We start from the raw sequence: 16559 nt of genomic DNA, 5'->3' as shown, positions 1-16559 counted from the left end.
GGTCGATCAGCCGGCCGCCAGCACTGCCGCGACGTTCCGCTGGTGCACTGCCTCGTAAGGCGGGAAATGGCGGATGGCGCCGGTGGCGAATGCCGCCGCGGCGAAGGCGCGAAGGTCCAGCGCCGCCAGTTCCGGCGCGCGCCGCAGGCGCAGCAGGCGCTCCACATAGAGCACGGTGGCGTCGATCAAGGCCGGCGGGTAGCCGCCCGAAGCGATCACGTCCGGCGCGCCGTGGTTCGGCAGGATGCGCCCGGCACCCAGCGCCGCGAGGCGCTTCAGGCCCGCGAGGTGGGCGTCGAGCCGCTCCGGCTCGTCGACATATGTAACGGGGTCCTCCAGCGTGTCGCCCGCCAGCAGCAACCCGTCCGGCAGCAGCGCCACCGTGCCGTCGCGGCTGTGGATGTCCATCTGGATCAGCTCCACCGGCAGGGTGCCGACCGTCAGCGACAGGCGGTCCTCGAACAGCCGGTTCGGCAGCACCAAAGGCTTGATCGGCGGGTCGCCGCCTTCGAGCCGCGCGCGGTTGGCGCGCAGCAGCGCGTCGGTCGCGCGGTTGGCGATGATCTCGCAATCGGCGAACGCTTCGTTGCCCGCCACATGGTCGTCGTGCCAGTGGCTCAGCACCACGCGGATGCGCCGCGCGCCCTTCTCCTCCAGCGTGCGGCGCACGATGCGGGCGTGGGCGAGGGTGATGTGGGTGTCGTAGACCAGGGCGTCGTCCCCATGGATCACCGCATAGGAGGCGATGCCGAGGGCGAAGGCGCCATCGTCCAGCCAGTTCTCCTGCGACCCGTGCAGGCGCACGCCGGGGATGCGCCCGTCATAGAAGGCGAGCACGCCGGGCGCCGGCTCCAGCACGCGAAGGGTGGAGCCGGGCACGATGGGCGGCGCCCCGTTCACTCCGCCGCTTCGAGCGTGTGCCCCAGCCGGTGGGACAGCGTGTGCAGCAGCTCCTTCGCCGCGTCGGCGATCACCGTGCCGGGCGGGAAGATGGCTTCGGCGCCGAAGGCCTTCAGCGCGTCATAGTCCTGCGGCGGCACCACGCCGCCCACCACCACCATGATGTCGCCCCGGCCCTCGGCTTCCAGCGCGGCCTTCAGCGCCGGAACCAGGGTGAGGTGGCCGGCGGCCAGCGACGAGATGCCGACCACGTGGACGTCGTTCTCCACCGCCTGCCGGGCGGCTTCCTCGGGGGTGGCGAAGAGCGGGCCGATGTCCACGTCGAAGCCGAGGTCGGCGAAGGCGGAGGCGATCACCTTCTGGCCGCGGTCGTGGCCGTCCTGGCCCACCTTGGCGACCAGGATGCGCGGGCGCCGGCCCTCGGCGTGCTCGAACGCCTCCACCAGCCGCTGCACCTTGCCCACCTTGTCGGTCATGGCGGAAGCCTCCCGCTTGTAGACGCCGGAGATGGCGCGGATCTCGGCGCGGTGGCGGCCGAACACCTTCTCCAGCGCGTCGGAGATCTCGCCCACGGTGGCCTTGGCGCGTGCGGCGTCGATGGCGAGCGCCAGCAGGTTGCCGTTGCCGGCGGCGCCGTTGGTGAGCGCCTCCAGCTTCGCCGCCACCTCGGCGGGGCTGCGCTCGGCCTTGAGGCGGTTCAGCTTGTCGATCTGCGCGGCGCGCACGGCGGAATTGTCCACCCGGAGCACGTCGATCAGCCTGTCCTTCACCGGCTTGAACTTGTTCACGCCCACCACGGTCTGCGCCCCGCCGTCGATGCGGGCCTGGGTGGTGGCGGCGGCCTCCTCGATGCGCAGCTTGGGGATGCCGGCCTCGATGGCCTTCGCCATGCCGCCCAACGCTTCCACCTCCTGGATGTGCGCCCACGCCTTGGCGGCGAGGTCGGCGGTGAGCTTCTCCACGAAATGGGAGCCGCCCCACAGATCGATCTGCCGGGTGGTGCCGCTCTCCTGCTGCAGCAGGATCTGGGTGTTGCGGGCGATGCGGGCCGAGAAGTCGGTCGGCAGCGCCAGCGCCTCGTCGAGCGCGTTGGTGTGCAGCGACTGGGTCTGGCCCTGGGTCGCCGCCATCGCCTCGATGGCCGTGCGCATCACGTTGTTGAACACGTCCTGCGCGGTGAGCGACCAGCCGGAGGTCTGGCAGTGGGTGCGCAAGGGAAGGGACTTCGGGTTCTTCGCCCCGAGGTCGGTCATCAGGCGCGTCCACAGCAGGCGGGCGGCTCTGAGCTTCGCCACCTCCATGAAGAAGTTCATGCCGATGGCCCAGAAGAAGGACAAACGCGGCGCGAACACGTCGATCGGCAGGCCAGCCGCCGCGCCGGCGCGTCCGTATTCGACGCCGTCCGCCAGCGTATAGGCCAGCTCCAGATCCTGCGTCGCCCCCGCCTCCTGCATGTGGTAGCCGGAGATGGAGATCGAGTTGAAGCGCGGCATCTCCTTCGAGGTGAAGGCGAAGATGTCGGAGATGATGCGCATGGAGGGGGCGGGCGGATAGATGTAGGTGTTCCGCACCATGAATTCTTTGAGGATGTCGTTCTGGATGGTGCCCGAAAGCTTGGAGGCGGGCACGCCCTGCTCCTCCGCCGCCACCACGAACAGCGCCAGGATCGGCAGCACCGCGCCGTTCATGGTCATGGACACGCTCATCTGGTCCAGCGGGATGCCGGAAAACAGCGTGCGCATGTCGTAGATGCTGTCGATGGCGACGCCTGCCATGCCCACGTCGCCGGCGACGCGCGGGTGGTCACTGTCATAGCCGCGGTGGGTGGCGAGGTCGAAGGCGACCGAGAGGCCCTTCTGCCCGGCGGCGAGGTTGCGGCGGTAGAAGGCGTTGGAGTCCTCCGCCGTGGAGAAGCCGGCATATTGCCGGATGGTCCAGGGCTGGGTGGCGTACATGGCCGCATAGGGCCCGCGCAGGAACGGCGCGAGGCCGGGCCAGGTGTCGATGAAGGAGAGGCCCTCGATGTCCGCCGGGCCGTAGAGCGGCTTCACCGGAATGCCCTCGGGCGTCATCCAGGCGGGCGCGGCCGCGGACGGCGCGGCGGTCTCCGGCGCGCGCCAGTCGATCTCGGCGAAGTTGGGGATCCGGCTCATCTTCTGTTCCTCGACATCGGCAGCGCCTGCGCGCAGATGGCGCCGTGAGGCGCCTCAACCTTGCGGATCGGGCGCGCGCCGGTCCGGCTCACGCCCGTCCGCCTCACGCCCTTTTGGCGAACCAGGACCCCGAGCAGTTCGGTTCGGGCGAGGACCAGTCGCCCGAAGCCTGGTCGCCTTCGGCGAGGCCGGTGGCCACCACCTTCCCGCCATTGTGCGAGAGCGTCATCTTGACGATGCCGACCTTGCTGATGCCGCCTGCGGCATTCACCGGCCAGTATCCCGCATAGGTGACTTTGCCACCCTTCACGTTCAGCTTGAAGTCGTAATTCTTGCCGCAGCTTCCCGTCTCGGCGGAGGTGCGCACGCTCCAGGTGCCGTCGAAGCGCATGGCGTTGTCGGCGAGCGCCGTCGCCGGGGCTGCCAGAAGCGCCGCCAGCGCGAGGCTGGCGGCCGAAAGCCCGAGCCTGCGCAGGCGCCGCGTCGTGTCGTGCATCGCCCGTTTCCCCGTCATCTCACACCCCCGCCGCCGCCTGCGCCCGCTTCAGCGTCTCCAGCGCGTCGCAGCCGGCGAAGATGAAGCCGCCGACGCCCGCCGCCTCCAGTTCCTTGACGAGGTCGGCCGGCCTGCCGGCGAGCCACACCGCGGACGCGCCCGCCGCCTTCAGAGCCTGCGCGGCCACGGCCGCATCCGTGCCGTAGACCTCGTCGGACGAGGCGAGACAGGCAAAGGGCGTGCCGGAGGCCTTGAAGCCGGCGATGAGCGCGTCGAGGTCCGCGAAGCCGTCCGGCACCGCCGCCTTCAGCCCGCCCGCCTCGAAGAAGTTCTTGGCGAAGGTCGCCCGCGCCGTGAAGGCGGAGACCGGGCCGAGCGTGGCGAGGAACACCGCCGGCGGCGTCGGCGCGGCCTCGGCCTTGTCGCGCAGCGCCTCGAAGGCTTCGGAAACGCGCGACGGCGCGAGCGCGCCATCCGCCACCGGGGCGGGCTCAGCCGCGAGCGGCGCCAGCACCTCGGGCATCTCCTGCGCGAGGATGGGAAATTCCGAGGTGCCGGTGATGGGCGCCTTGCGGGTCGCCACGTCCGCGTCGCGGCGCGCCTTCACCTCGGCGATCTCGGCCTTGAGCCAGCGGTCCTCCAGCACGTCGCCCATGCCGCCGCGCTGTTCGATGGTGCGGAACAGGTCCCATGCGGCGGCGGCGAGGCCGTCCGTGTGCGCCTCCACCGCCCCGGCGCCGGCGCCGGGATCGGCCACGCGGTGCACGTTGCTCTCCTCCAGCAGCATCACCTGGGTGTTGCGGGCGAGGCGGCGGGCGAAGGCATCCGGCAGGCCCAGCGCCTGGGTGAAGGGCAGCACGGTGACGCTGTCCGCCCCGCCGACGCCGGCCGCGAACGCGGCGACCGTGCTGCGCAGCAGGTTCACGTAAGGGTCGCGCCGGGACATGGAGCGCCAGGAGGTGGTGGCGTGCAGCTTGAGCGGGATCGCCGCGAGCCCGCATTCGCGCACGGCGGCGCCCCACAGCAGGCGGATGGCGCGGAATTTGGCGATGGTGGCGGTCTGGTTCACGTCCGCCACCAGCGCCGCCTCGATGCGGGCGGCCGCCTCGCCGAGCGGCACGTCCGCCTCGGCGAAGGCCTTGAGATACGCCACCATGGTGGCGAGCACGGCGGCCAGCTCCTGCGCGTCCGAGGCGCCGGCGGCGTGATAGACCGCCCCGTCCGCCCGCGCGAACGGGCCGGTGAAGCCGCGCGCCTTGAGGATCGCGGCGGTCTCGGCGAAGCGCTTGGCGAGCAGCGGCCAGGCCATGGGCAGGGTGCCCCGGGCGGCGAAGTCGCCCAGCGGATCGAGGCCGAACGACACGGCGAGGCCCTGCGGGTCGAAGCCGCGCGCCTCGGCGAAGTCGGCGAAGGCGAGGGCATCCTCGCGCCCGGTGAAGGCGCCGCTTTCGATGCGGGTCTCGATCAGGTCGGCCAGCACGTCCTTCAGCACCACGGCGAGGTCGGCGCCGTCCGGCAGGCCGAAGCCGTGGGCATGGGGCGAGGACTGGTAGACCAGCGTCAGGCCCGAGGCGCCGCCGTCGAGATCCTCCAGCGCCTGGGCATTGGCGTCGGCAAGGTCGCCCTGGTCGACGCGCATGGAGACGATCCACGGCGCCCCCGCCGGGCGGCCGGCCACCACGGGTGCGTTGGGCTTGCGGGCGGGCAGCGCGTCGAGGGCGAGACCCTCATAGCTGCGCGTGACGAGGCGCCGGTCATAGGGCGCGCCCTTCAGCACGCCTTCCACCAGCTTCAGCCAGTCCTCGCGGCTGGCGGCGGGCAGGTCTGTGGCGAAGGGCAGGGCGGTCATGTCAGTGTCCCCGAACGAAAAGGAGGGCGCGCGCGCCCCGGCCGACTGCAACGCAGCGCAGCGCAGTGGAAGGAGAGCCGGGGCCCAGCGCAAGACTGCGCCGAAGGCGACGATAACCGTGACGCCGGCCGATAGTGCCCGCTGCGCGGGAGTCGTGCGCTGGACCCCGGCTCTGCGCTCCGGCTGCGCCGTCGCTGGTCCGGGGCACGGCGGCCCCCGGCGCCGTCACAGGTGCTCGCGCGCCAGCAGCGCGCGCTCCTCGTCGACGATGAAGTCGCGGATCACCGGCACGTCGTCGCGCTGCTGCGAGAGCAGGAGCTGGAACACCATGTTGGAGCCGTGCAGGAAGCCCAGCTCCACCGCCGCGAGGTAGAATTCCCACATGCGGCCGAAGCGCTCGCCCATCATGGCGTCCACCTCGGCGCGCTTGGCCATGAAGTTCCGCCGCCAGGCGCGGATGGTCCAGTAATAGTGCAGGCGCAGGATCTCGCAGTCGTCCACCCACAGGCCGACGCGCTCGGTGGAGGCGAACACCTCGGACATCGCCGGCACATAGCCGCCGGGGAAGATGTACTTGCGGATGAACGGTCCGGTGGTGCCGGGCGGCGACATGCGGCCGATGGCGTGGATCATGGCATAGCCGCCCGGCGCCAGCAGGTTGCGCACGGTGGTGAAATAGTCGTCGAAGTGGGAGACGCCCACATGCTCCATCATGCCGATGGAGACCACCCGGTCGAACTTGCCCTGAAGGTGGCGGTAGTCGATCTCCTTGAAGTCGATCCGGTCCGCGACCCCCGCCGCCTGCGCGATGCGCCGGCTCTCGGCGAGCTGCTCGGGCGAGACGTTGATGGCGGTGACATGGGCGCCGCACTTCGCGAGATAGATGGCGAGCCCGCCCCAGCCGGAGCCGATCTCCGCCACCGTCATGCCGGGCGTGATCTTCAGCTTGGCGGCGATGTGGCGGAACTTGTTGCGCTGCGCGTCCGCCAGCGGCTCGTCCGGCTCGCGGAAATAGGCGCAGGAATAGGCCATGGTCTCGTCCAGCCACAGCCGGTAGAAGGCGGCCGGGTGGTCATAGTGGGAGGAGACGTTCTCCTTCGCCTTGCCCACCGGGTTCGCCTGCTGGAACCGGCGCACCGAGCGCCACGCCCGGCGCAGCGCCTGCTGCACCGGATGGGCGGCGAGGCCCTTGCGGTTCACCGAGAACAGATGGAGCAGCTCGAACGCGCCGGCGCCGTCCTCGAAGGTGAGGCGCCCGTCCATATAGGCTTCAGCCGCGACCAGCTCCGGATTGAAGAACAGCTCCTTCTCCAGCTTCTTGTCGTGCATGCGCACGGTGACGGACGGCCCGTCCACCCCCGAGCCGAACACGTGGCGCTGGCCTCCCGCGTCGACGACGGTGAGCTGGCCCTTCTCCACGAAGCGCTTCAGGAGGTTGGAGAGAAGACGCATCAACAGGCTCCGATGGTCGCCGCCACGGGGGCGGCACGATGGGGAGCCTTCCTCTTAGCCGAAATGCCGCCGCGTCTCACCCCGGGGAGGAGGGAAGGGGCGGGGAGGGGCATCGGCGGTAGCACCGTGTCCCGGACGCATCGAGCGGCAGCGGAATGCGAGCCGGGACCCAGCGCAAGAGCCCGCCGCAGGCGGCACGATGGCGTCCGGCGGTGCGGCAGTCTCGGCGGGGCAGGGTTTTGCCTGCTGCGCAGACGCTTCCCCTGGACCCCGGCTCGGCGCTCCGGCTGCGCCGTCGCTGGGCCGGGGAACGGTGCCCCCCAACTGCCGTCGGCCTCCGCCCAACGGCCGTCGCCCCCCCAACCGCCGTCGCCCTCCGGCTTGACCGGAGGGCCCATGCGGCCTCGGTCGCCCCGCGCCGCGCCATGGATGCTCCGGCGAGGCCGGAGCGTGACGGCGGGAAAGGCGGAGCGGGTCATTGGAGATGGCGCAGGGTTTTGCCTGCTGCGCAGACGCTTCCCCTGGACCCCGGCTCGGCGCTCCGGCTGCGCCGTCGCTGGGCCGGGGAACGGTGCCGTCCAACCGCCGCCGCCCTCCGCCCAACGGCCGTCGCCCCCCCAACCGCCGTCGCCCTCCGGCTTGACCGGAGGGCCCATGCGGCGCCCATCGCCCCGCGCTACGCCATGGATGCTCCGGTCAAGCCGGAGCATGACGGCGCGCGGGGTGGGAAGGACGGGGCGCATCGCTAAGGCCTTACGCGAATTCCATGATGACCGCGTCCACCGCGAGGCTGTCGCCGGGCTTGGCGTGGAGCGTCTTCACCACGCCGTCGCGCTCGGCGCGCAGCACGTTCTCCATCTTCATCGCCTCGACGATGGCGAGCACGTCGCCGCTCTTCACCGCCTGGCCGGCCGTGACCGCGATGGAGACCACGAGCCCGGGCATGGGGCAGAGCAGCTCCTTGCCGCCGCCCGCATTCTCCTTCTTGGGCATGAGGGCGGCGAGCGCCGCCGAGCGCTCGGTGTAGGTGCGCGCGAGCGTCGCGACGCCGCGGTGGGCGAGGGCGACGCCGTTGGAGATCGGGCGCACCTGCATGGCCACCTGGTCGGCATCGATGGTGCCGGTCCACACCGGCTCGCCCGGCTTCCAGGTGGAGCGCACGAGGTGGGCGTGGCCGAGCGTGCCGTCCTTTTCGAACATCTGCACCCGGAAGCCGCCGTCCACCGGCTCCACCTCGCACGGGGTGGAGATGATGTCGTGCTCTCCCGCCGTGAGGTTGACGATGCGGCGCCTGGCGATGTTCCAGGTGATGCCGGAGGTCTGGCCGGTGATCTTGCGCTTGCGGATGTTCTGGATGTGGTCGATCACCGCCGCCACGGCCGAAAGGGCGTGCACCAATTCGCCCTCCGGCGCGCGCGCCTGGAACCCTTCCGGATATTCCTCGGCGATGAAGCCAGTGGAGAGGCGGCCCTCCTGCCAGCGCGGATGCGCCATCAGCGCCGAGAGGAAGGGAATGTTGTGGCCGATGCCGTCGATGCCGAAGGCGTCGAGCGCGTCCGCCTGCGCCTCGATGGCCATGGCGCGGGTGGGGGCGTGGGTCACGAGCTTGGCGATCATGGGATCGTAGAAGATGGAGATCTCCCCGCCCTCATAGACGCCGGTGTCGTTGCGCACGGTGATGGGGCCGATCCGGCCCTCCTTGGGCGGGCGGTAGCGCACCAGGCGCCCGGTGGAGGGCAGGAAGTTGCGGAACGGGTCCTCCGCATAGATGCGGCTCTCCACCGCCCAGCCGGAAAGCTTCACGTCGTCCTGGGTGATCTTGAGCTTCTCGCCGGCGGCGACGCGGATCATCTGCTCCACGAGGTCGATGCCGGTGATGAGCTCGGTGACCGGATGCTCCACCTGGAGGCGGGTGTTCATCTCCAGGAAGTAGAAGCTCTTGTCCTGGCCGGCGACGAACTCCACCGTGCCCGCGCTGTCGTAGCCGACCGCCTTGGCGAGCGCGACCGCCTGCTCGCCCATCTTCCTGCGGGTGGCCTCGTCGAGCAGCGGGGAGGGCGCCTCCTCGACCACCTTCTGGTTGCGGCGCTGGATCGAGCATTCGCGCTCGCCCAGATAGATGACGTTGCCGTGCTTGTCGCCCAGCACCTGAATCTCGATGTGGCGCGGGTCGACGATGAACTTCTCCACGAACACGCGGTCGTCGCCGAACGAGGACTTCGCCTCCGAGCGGGCGCGGTCGAAGCCGTCCTGCACCTCGTCGCGGGAATGGGCGATGCGCATGCCCTTGCCGCCGCCGCCGGCGGAGGCCTTGATCATTACCGGATAGCCGATCTCGTCGGCGATCTTGGCCGCCTCTTCCCCGCTCGCGATCTCGCCGAGATAGCCCGGCACGGTGGACACGTTCGCCGCCGCCGCCGCCTTCTTGGACTCGATCTTGTCGCCCATGGCCTCGATGGCGTGGGGGTTCGGGCCGATGAAGACGATGCCGTGCTCGGCCAAGAGCTTCGGGAACGAGGCGCGCTCGGAGAGGAAGCCGTAGCCCGGGTGCACCGCCTCGGCGCCGGTCTTCAGGCAGGCTTCGACGATCTTCTCGGCGATCAGGTAGGACTGCGCGGCCTGGGGCGGGCCGATATAGACCGCCTCGTCCGCCATCTCCACATGGAGCGCGTCCTTGTCGGCCTCGGAATAGACGGCCACCGTCTTGATGCCCATCTTGCGCGCCGTCTTGATGACGCGGCAGGCGATCTCGCCCCGGTTCGCGATCAGGATCTTGGTGAACATGGCGTTCGTTCCTTTGCGCCAGTGGCGCGCGTAATCTTGGATCGGGTTCTTCGGCGCGGCGCTTTCGTTCCTGCGCCGTCATCCCCCGGACAAGCCGGGGGATGACGGAGGCTCACAACGGCGCGGCGGTTTCTGGCAGCGAGCTTCGGCCCCAGCCCCTCACACCGGCATGTTGTCGTGCTTCCTGTGCGGCTGCTCCAGCTTCTTGGTGCGGAGCATGGCGAGGGCGCGGGCGAGGCGGCGGCGGGTGGAGTGGGGCATGATCACCTCGTCCACGAATCCGCGCTCGGCCGCGACGAAGGGCGAGAGGAAGCGCTCCTCGTAGTTCTTCGTGTGCGCGGCGATCTTGGCGGGGTCGTTCATGTCCTGGCGGAAGATGATCTCCACCGCGCCCTTGGCGCCCATCACCGCGATCTGGGCGGTGGGCCAGGCATAATTCACGTCCGCGCCCACATGCTTGGAGGCCATCACGTCATAGGCGCCGCCGAACGCCTTGCGGGTGATGACGGTGACCAGCGGCACGGTGGCCTGCGAATAGGCGAACAGCAGCTTGGCGCCGTGCTTGATGAGGCCGCCATATTCCTGCGCCAAGCCGGGCAGGAAGCCGGGCACGTCCACGAAGGTGACGATCGGGATCTCGAACGCGTCGCAGAAGCGCACGAAGCGCGCCGCCTTGCGGGAGGCGTCGCTGTCCAGCACGCCCGCCATCACCATGGGCTGGTTGGCGACGAAGCCCACCGTGCGGCCTTCGACGCGGGCGAAGCCGGTGACGATGTTCTTGGCGTAGGCGGCCTGGATCTCGAAGAAGTCGCCCTCGTCCACGACCTTCAGGATCAGCTCCTTGATGTCGTAGGGCTTGTTCGGATTGTCCGGAATGAGCGTGTCGAGGCTCTCGTCGATCCGGCCCGGATCGTCGAACGATGGCCATTCCGGCACGCCCTCGAAATTGTTGGAGGGCAGGAAGTCGATGAGCCGGCGCGTCTCCAGCAGCATCTCCACGTCGTTGTCATAGGCGCCGTCCGCCACCGCCGACTTCGTGGTGTGGACCTTGGCGCCGCCCAGCTCCTCCGAGGTGACGGTCTCGTTGGTCACCGTCTTCACCACCTCGGGGCCGGTGACGAACATGTAGGAGGTGTCGCGCACCATGAAGACGAAGTCGGTCATGGCCGGCGAATAGACGTCGCCGCCGGCGCACGGGCCCATGATGAGCGAGATCTGCGGGATCACGCCCGAGGAGGCGACGTTGCGCTTGAACACGTCGCCATAGCCGCCGAGCGCCGCCACGCCCTCCTGGATGCGGGCGCCGCCGGCATCGAACAGGCCGATGATGGGCGCGCGGGTCTTCAGCGCCATGTCCTGGATCTTGGTGATCTTGCGCGCATGCTCCTCGGAGAGCGAGCCGCCGAACACCGTGAAGTCCTTGGCGAACACGAACACCTTGCGCCCGTTCACCGTGCCCCAGCCGGTCACCACGCCGTCGCCAGGGATGCGCTGCTCGGCCATGCCGAAATCGGTGCTGCGGTGCTGCACGAAGGTGTCGTATTCCTCGAACGTGCCGCGGTCGAGCAGCAGGTCGATGCGTTCGCGGGCGGTGAGCTTGCCGCGCTGGTGCTGCGCCTCGATGCGCTTCTGGCCACCGCCGAGATGGGCGACGCCACGCCGGCTCTCAAGCTCTTCGAGCACTTCTTTCATGACGCCCACTCCCTTGCACGCGACCGCGGATGCGCCGTGCGCGCCTGGCATGCGCGACGGGCCTTCCTTGGCTAACAAGAAGCGGGGCCGGCTTGAATATGTAAAAGTTTTGTGTTGTGAATTGTGAAATTATCACAAACGCATCGCCTTGCGGCAAGTGAAGCGGTGTTTTATTACCTATAGTAGCGGGATACGGCCTCAGCCATGCGCCAGAAGGTCTATGCGGGTCACGCGGTGCGGCGGCTGCGCGAAAAGCTCGGGCTCAAGCAGAGCGAGCTGGCGCAACGCCTCGCCGTCTCGCCCTCCTACATCAACCAGATCGAGAGCAACCAGCGCCCGCTCACCGCCTCGGTGCTGATCGCCATCTCGCGCACCTTCGACGTCGACATCACCTCGTTCGGAGCCGAGGACCTCGACCGGCTGGTCGCCGACCTGCGCGAGGCCGCCGCCGACCCCCTGTTCCGCGACCTCGACCTCGGCCTGCAGGACGTGAAGGCGGTGGCGAACCTTTCGCCCGCCTTTGCCCACGCCTTCCTGCGCATGCACGTGGCGCTGCGGCGCACGGCGGAATGGCGCGCCTCGCTCGACGACATGCTGACCGCCGGCATCGCCCCCGGCGACGAGGCCAAGCTCGTGCCCTACGAGGAGGTGCGCGACTATTTCCACTACGTCGACAATTACGTGGACAGCCTCGACCGCGCCGCGGAGGCGGTGGCGCTCACCCTCGGCATCCTGGAGGGGGTGCCGCCCGAGCAAGCCTTCACCGCCCATCTCGCCGCCCGCCACCAGGTGAGCGTGGAGACCGGCCACGCCGATCCCGCCGAGCCGTTGTCGAGCTTCGACCCCAGGACCCGCCGGCTGGTGCTCTCGGGCACGCTGGCGCCGGCTTCGCGCGCCTTCCGCCTCGCCGCCACCATCGCCCAATTGGAGCATGCCGAGCTGGTGGCCTCCACCGTCGCCTCGGCCCGCTTCCGCGGCCAGACCGCGGCGGAGATCTGCAAGCTCGCGCTCTACAATTATTTCGCCGGCGCCCTGATGCTGCCCTACCGCCGCTTCCTGGACCTTGCCCGCGCGCGCCGGCACGACCTCGACCGGCTGGTGCTCGACAGCGGCGCCAGCCTGGAGCAGGTGTTCCATCGCCTCTCCACGCTCCAGCGGCCGGGGGCGAAGGGCGTGCCGTTCTATTTCGCCAAGGTGGACCGCGCCGGCAACATCACCAAGCGCCACTCGGCGACGCGCTTCCAGTTCGCGCGCCACGGCGGCGCCTGCGCCGCCTGGAACGTGCACGAGGCGTTCGAGATGGCGGGCCGCACTTTGGTGCAGGTGGGCGAGATGCCGGACGGGGTGCGCTACATCTGCCTTGCCCGCTCGGTGTCGATTCCGGCAACGCGCCACGGCCAGCCGGCGCGCGCCTATGCGCTGGGCCTCGGCTGCGAAGCCTCCTTCGCCCACGACATCGTCTATGCGGACGGGCTCGATCTGAAGGCGGCGCCGGTGGCGAAGCTCGGCGTCTCCTGCCGCATCTGCCCGCGCCGCGACTGCGATCTGCGCGCCTTCCCGCCGCTCGACCGCGACATCCGCATCGACGAGAACGTGCGCGACATCGTTCCGTTCACGTTCTCATGACGCAATTAGGTCATTGTCCCGCTCGGTAAAAGTCGCGCTTGCGCATAGGAAACGCCACGAGGTGCTTGCTACACTTCGTTTTATCGGCTCGGACTGGAGCCGTAGGGAGCAATCCATGAGGATATGGAGCACGGTCGGTCTCGTAGCCGGCCTCTTGGCGGCAGCCTCCAGCATTGCTGTGGCTGCGCCGGGGTTCACGACGGCCAACGTCAACATGCGCACCGGGCCGGACACCGAGTTCCAGAGCATCGGCGTGATCCCCGAGGGAACGCCGGTGGACATCGAGGGCTGCCTCGACGACCAGTCCTGGTGCGACGTGCTCTGGGGCGACTATCGCGGCTGGGTGTTCGCGGAATATCTCGGCTTCCAGCAGCAGGAGCAGAGCGAGGTGGTGACCTCCCTCCTGCCCGACGTGGCGCTCGCGGCGGTGGGCATCCCGGTGGTGACGTTCGCGGTGAACGACTACTGGAACCGCTATTATGTCGGCCTGCCCTGGTATGCCGACCGCTATCGCTGGAACAATTACGTCTGGCGGCCGCGTCCCGGCTGGCCGGTGCCGCCTCCCGGCGTGCGTCCGCCCGGCTGGTGGCGCCCCGGCTACGCGCCCCCGCCCGGCATGCGTCCCCCGCCGCCTCCCGGCTGGCGCCCCGGCCCCGGCTGGGGCTATCCCGGCGGTCCCGGTCGTCCCGGCGGACCGGGTGGTCCTGGCGGTCCCGGCTGGGGTGGTCCTGGCGGTCCTGGCGGACCGGGTGGCCCCGGTTATCCCGGCGGTCCCGGTCGTCCCGGTGGGCCCGGGGGTCCTGGCGGTCCCGGTTGGGGTCCTGGTGGTCCCGGCGGACCGGGCGGACCGGGCGGTCCCGGCATGCCCGGCGGCCCCGGCCGTCCCGGCGGACCCGGTGGCCCCGGTGGTCCCGGCGTGACGCCTGGTGGTCCGGGTGGCCCTGGCGGACCGGGTGGTCCCGGCATGCCCGGCGGTCCTGGCCGTCCCGGCGGACCTGGTGGCCCCGGCGGTCCCGGCGTGACGCCTGGTGGTCCTGGCGGTCCCGGCGGACCGGGTGGTCCCGGCATGCCCGGCGGTCCTGGCCGTCCCGGTGGCCCCGGTGGCCCCGGCGGTCCCGGCGTGACGCCTGGTGGTCCGGGTGGCCCTGGCGGACCGGGTGGTCCCGGCACGCCTGGCGGTCCTGGCCGTCCCGGTGGACCCGGCGCGCCCGGTGTGACGCCTGGTGGTCCTGGCGGCCCCGGCGGACCGGGTGGTCCCGGCACGCCTGGCGGCCCTGGCCGGCCTGGCATGCCTGGAGCGGTTCCCGGTGGTCCGGGCGGCGGGCTCACCCCGCAGCAGCAGTACCACCAGCAGCGCCAGCAACTGCAGCAGCAGCAGTATCAGCAGCGTCAGCAGCAGATGCAGCAGCAGAAGCAGTTGCAGCAGAACCAGCAGCGTCAGCAGCAGCAGATCCAGCAGCAGCAGATCCAGCAACGCCAGCAGCAGATGCAGCAGCAACGCCAGCAGCAGCAGCTTCAGCAGCAGCAGATCCAGCAGAGGCAGCAGCAGCAGCGTCAGATCCAGCAGCAGCAGATGCAGCAGCGTCAGCAGCAGCAGATCCAACAGCAGCAGAGGCAGCAGCAGCAGCGTCAGATCCAGCAGCAGCAGATGCAACAGCGCCAGCAGCAGCAGATCCAACAGCAGCAGCGCCAACAGCAGCAGCGTCAGCAGCCGCAGCAGCAGAACCAGCAGCGCCAGCAGCGTCCGGCCTGCCAGGGTCCGAACTGCCCGCCGCCGCAGCGGCCCTGAGGCCGCCGCCATCCTCTCCGGCGGACGGGAGCTTCCCGCCCGCCGGACCGGCCCCGGACGCTTCTGCCGCGCGGCCGGCCATCGACGAACGGCGCGCGCCGGGCTATGGCGGGCGCCATGCCTGACGTTTCCCCGCCTGACGCTTCCCCGCCTGTCGCATCGCCGCCGGTCCTGCGCTTCGCGCCGTCCCCCACCGGCCTCCTGCATGTGGGCAATGCCCGCACCGCGCTCCTGAACGCGCTGATCGCCCGGCGCCGGGGCGGCACCTTCATCCTGCGCCTCGACGACACCGATGCTGCGCGCTCGCGCGCCGAATTCGCCGACGCCATCGCCGCCGACCTCGACTGGCTGGGCATCCCCCCCGACATCCGCGTGCGGCAGTCCGACCGCCTGGGGCTCTATGCGGAAGCGGCCGAGCGGCTGAAGGCGGCCGGCCGGCTCTATCCCTGCTACGAGAGCGAGGAGGAGCTGGACCTCAAGCGCAAGCTCCAGCGCGCCCGCGGCCTGCCGCCGGTCTACGATCGCGCCGCCCTGCGCCTCACCGAGGCCGAGCGCTCCCGCTTCGCCGCCGAGGGCCGCGCGCCGCACTGGCGCTTCCTGCTCGCCCATCGCGACGTCGCCTGGGATGACGGCGTGCGCGGGCCGCAGCGCGTGGATACGGCGAGCCTGTCCGATCCGGTGCTGGTGCGTGCCGACGGCTCCTTCCTCTACACGCTGCCCTCGGTGGTGGACGACATCGCGCTGGGCGTCACGCAGGTGGTGCGTGGCGAGGACCACGTCACCAACACCGCGGTGCAGATCGAGATCATCGAGGCGCTGGGCGGAACGCCGCCGCTGTTCGCGCACCACAATCTTCTGACGTTGCCGAGCGGGGAGGGGCTCTCCAAGCGCCTCGGCCATCTCTCGCTGTCGGCCCTGCGCGCCGACGGCATCGAGCCGCTCGCGCTGGCGGCGGCCGCGGTCCTCGTGGGCACCGCCCACGCGGTGCAGCCGGTGGCGAGCCTCGACGAGCTGGCGGCGGTGGTGGACCTCGCTTCCATCTCCCGCGCCCCGGCGCGGTTCGATCCGCAGGAACTGGCCGGCCTCACCGCCCGCACCCTTCATGCGATGCCGTTCGCGGCGGCCCGCGCGCGCCTTCTGGCGCAGGGCATCGAGGGGGGCGAGGCGTTCTGGCTGGCGGTTCGCGGCAATCTCGCGCGGTTCGAGGACGCCGCGCACTGGTGGCGCGTGTGCCGCCAGCCGCTCGCGAACGCGGCCGCGCCCGAGGATGCGGCCTTTCTGGCGGACGCCGCGGCGCTGCTGCCGCCGGAGCCGTGGGGCGAAGCCACCTATGGCGCCTGGATCGCCGCGCTCAAGGCGGCGAGCGGGCGCAGCGGCAAGGCGCTGTTCCAGCCCCTGCGGCGCGCGCTGACGGGCGCGGACAAGGGGCCGGAACTGGCCGGCCTGCTGCCGCTGATGGGCCGGGCGCGGGTGGATCTGCGTCTGCGCGGTAGTGAAAAACCGCTCTGAGCCGGCCCATCCCCCGGGGCGGCCGGCGGGTGCGGACGGCCGCCCGCGTCAATGGCGGCGTGGTGGACATCGCGCGTCGCGGCGTTATCCTCAGCAGGCTACCGCGCCAGGATGTCGCGCTGCCAGCGGTGGTCCGATTCAAATCGTTGCAATCTCGGGTGGCGAGCTCGCGCCGGTCCTCGTTGGAGCGCCAAGCGGCGGAGCATGCCCCCTGTCGGGGCCGGCCGGCATTTTGCCGGAAAAAGGCCGGACCGAAACCCGCGGCGCCTGACGTTAACCAAGCGTGAGCGTAACCATTCCTTGACTTTG

Annotated in this window: 10 protein-coding genes and 1 pseudogene; 4 read left to right on the top strand and 7 right to left on the bottom strand. The window is 70.5% G+C overall.

From position 1 onward, the window contains the following. Positions 1-6: 6 nt before the first annotated feature. The 7 genes from D9R14_RS18870 to D9R14_RS18840 all read right to left on the bottom strand — a co-directional run bounded on the left by D9R14_RS18870 (position 7) and on the right by D9R14_RS18840 (position 11326). Positions 7-900 (bottom strand): MBL fold metallo-hydrolase, encoded by an 894-nt coding sequence (locus tag D9R14_RS18870; RefSeq protein ID WP_121624898.1) that lies wholly within the window; start codon positions 898-900, stop codon positions 7-9. Next, positions 897-3053 carry a methylmalonyl-CoA mutase gene (gene scpA, locus D9R14_RS18865; protein ID WP_121624897.1) on the bottom strand — a complete coding sequence of 719 codons (2157 nt, stop codon included), beginning with the start codon at positions 3051-3053 and terminating at the stop codon, positions 897-899. Before scpA ends, D9R14_RS18870 begins: the two co-directional genes overlap by 4 nt. Before the next feature lie 103 nt (positions 3054-3156). Further along, the gene (locus tag D9R14_RS18860; protein ID WP_121624896.1) at positions 3157-3549 is read right to left on the bottom strand and encodes a hypothetical protein; all 393 of its coding nucleotides are present in this window, start codon (positions 3547-3549) and stop codon (positions 3157-3159) included. Positions 3550-3568: 19 nt separating this feature from the next. After that, positions 3569-5398 carry a methylmalonyl-CoA mutase subunit beta gene (locus D9R14_RS18855; RefSeq protein WP_121624895.1) on the bottom strand — a complete coding sequence of 610 codons (1830 nt, stop codon included), beginning with the start codon at positions 5396-5398 and terminating at the stop codon, positions 3569-3571. A 225-nt stretch (positions 5399-5623) separates the two neighbouring features. Further along, a complete protein-coding gene (locus D9R14_RS18850; RefSeq protein WP_121624894.1) occupies positions 5624-6850 on the bottom strand; it encodes an SAM-dependent methyltransferase in 1227 nt (408 codons plus the stop codon). Positions 6851-7603: 753 nt separating this feature from the next. After that, positions 7604-9634 carry an acetyl-CoA carboxylase biotin carboxylase subunit gene (locus tag D9R14_RS18845; RefSeq protein WP_121624893.1) on the bottom strand — a complete coding sequence of 677 codons (2031 nt, stop codon included), beginning with the start codon at positions 9632-9634 and terminating at the stop codon, positions 7604-7606. A 159-nt stretch (positions 9635-9793) separates the two neighbouring features. Beyond that, the gene (locus D9R14_RS18840; protein ID WP_121624892.1) at positions 9794-11326 is read right to left on the bottom strand and encodes an acyl-CoA carboxylase subunit beta; all 1533 of its coding nucleotides are present in this window, start codon (positions 11324-11326) and stop codon (positions 9794-9796) included. A gap of 204 nt (positions 11327-11530) precedes the next feature. Between D9R14_RS18840 and D9R14_RS18835 the strand changes: the two genes are divergently transcribed. From D9R14_RS18835 to D9R14_RS18825, 4 genes and pseudogenes are all read left to right on the top strand, one after another. Further along, positions 11531-12952 (top strand): helix-turn-helix domain-containing protein, encoded by a 1422-nt coding sequence (locus D9R14_RS18835; protein WP_121624891.1) that lies wholly within the window; start codon positions 11531-11533, stop codon positions 12950-12952. Between the two features lie 115 nt (positions 12953-13067). Continuing rightward, positions 13068-13301 (top strand): annotated as a pseudogene (locus D9R14_RS23600) (SH3 domain-containing protein); the annotation flags it as partial. Positions 13302-14240: 939 nt separating this feature from the next. Then, complete coding sequence (locus D9R14_RS23195; RefSeq protein WP_170168678.1) at positions 14241-14741, top strand: hypothetical protein; 501 nt, start codon at positions 14241-14243, stop codon at positions 14739-14741. 117 nt (positions 14742-14858) lie between these two features. Beyond that, positions 14859-16250: a glutamate--tRNA ligase gene (locus D9R14_RS18825; protein ID WP_121624938.1), complete on the top strand. Its 1392-nt coding sequence runs from the start codon at positions 14859-14861 to the stop codon at positions 16248-16250. Positions 16251-16559: the final 309 nt, after the last annotated feature.

Source organism: Xanthobacter tagetidis, assembly GCF_003667445.1.
In the GTDB taxonomy this organism is placed as follows: Bacteria; Pseudomonadota; Alphaproteobacteria; order Rhizobiales; family Xanthobacteraceae; genus Xanthobacter; species Xanthobacter tagetidis.
This window is presented reverse-complemented; position numbering and strand designations above follow the sequence as displayed.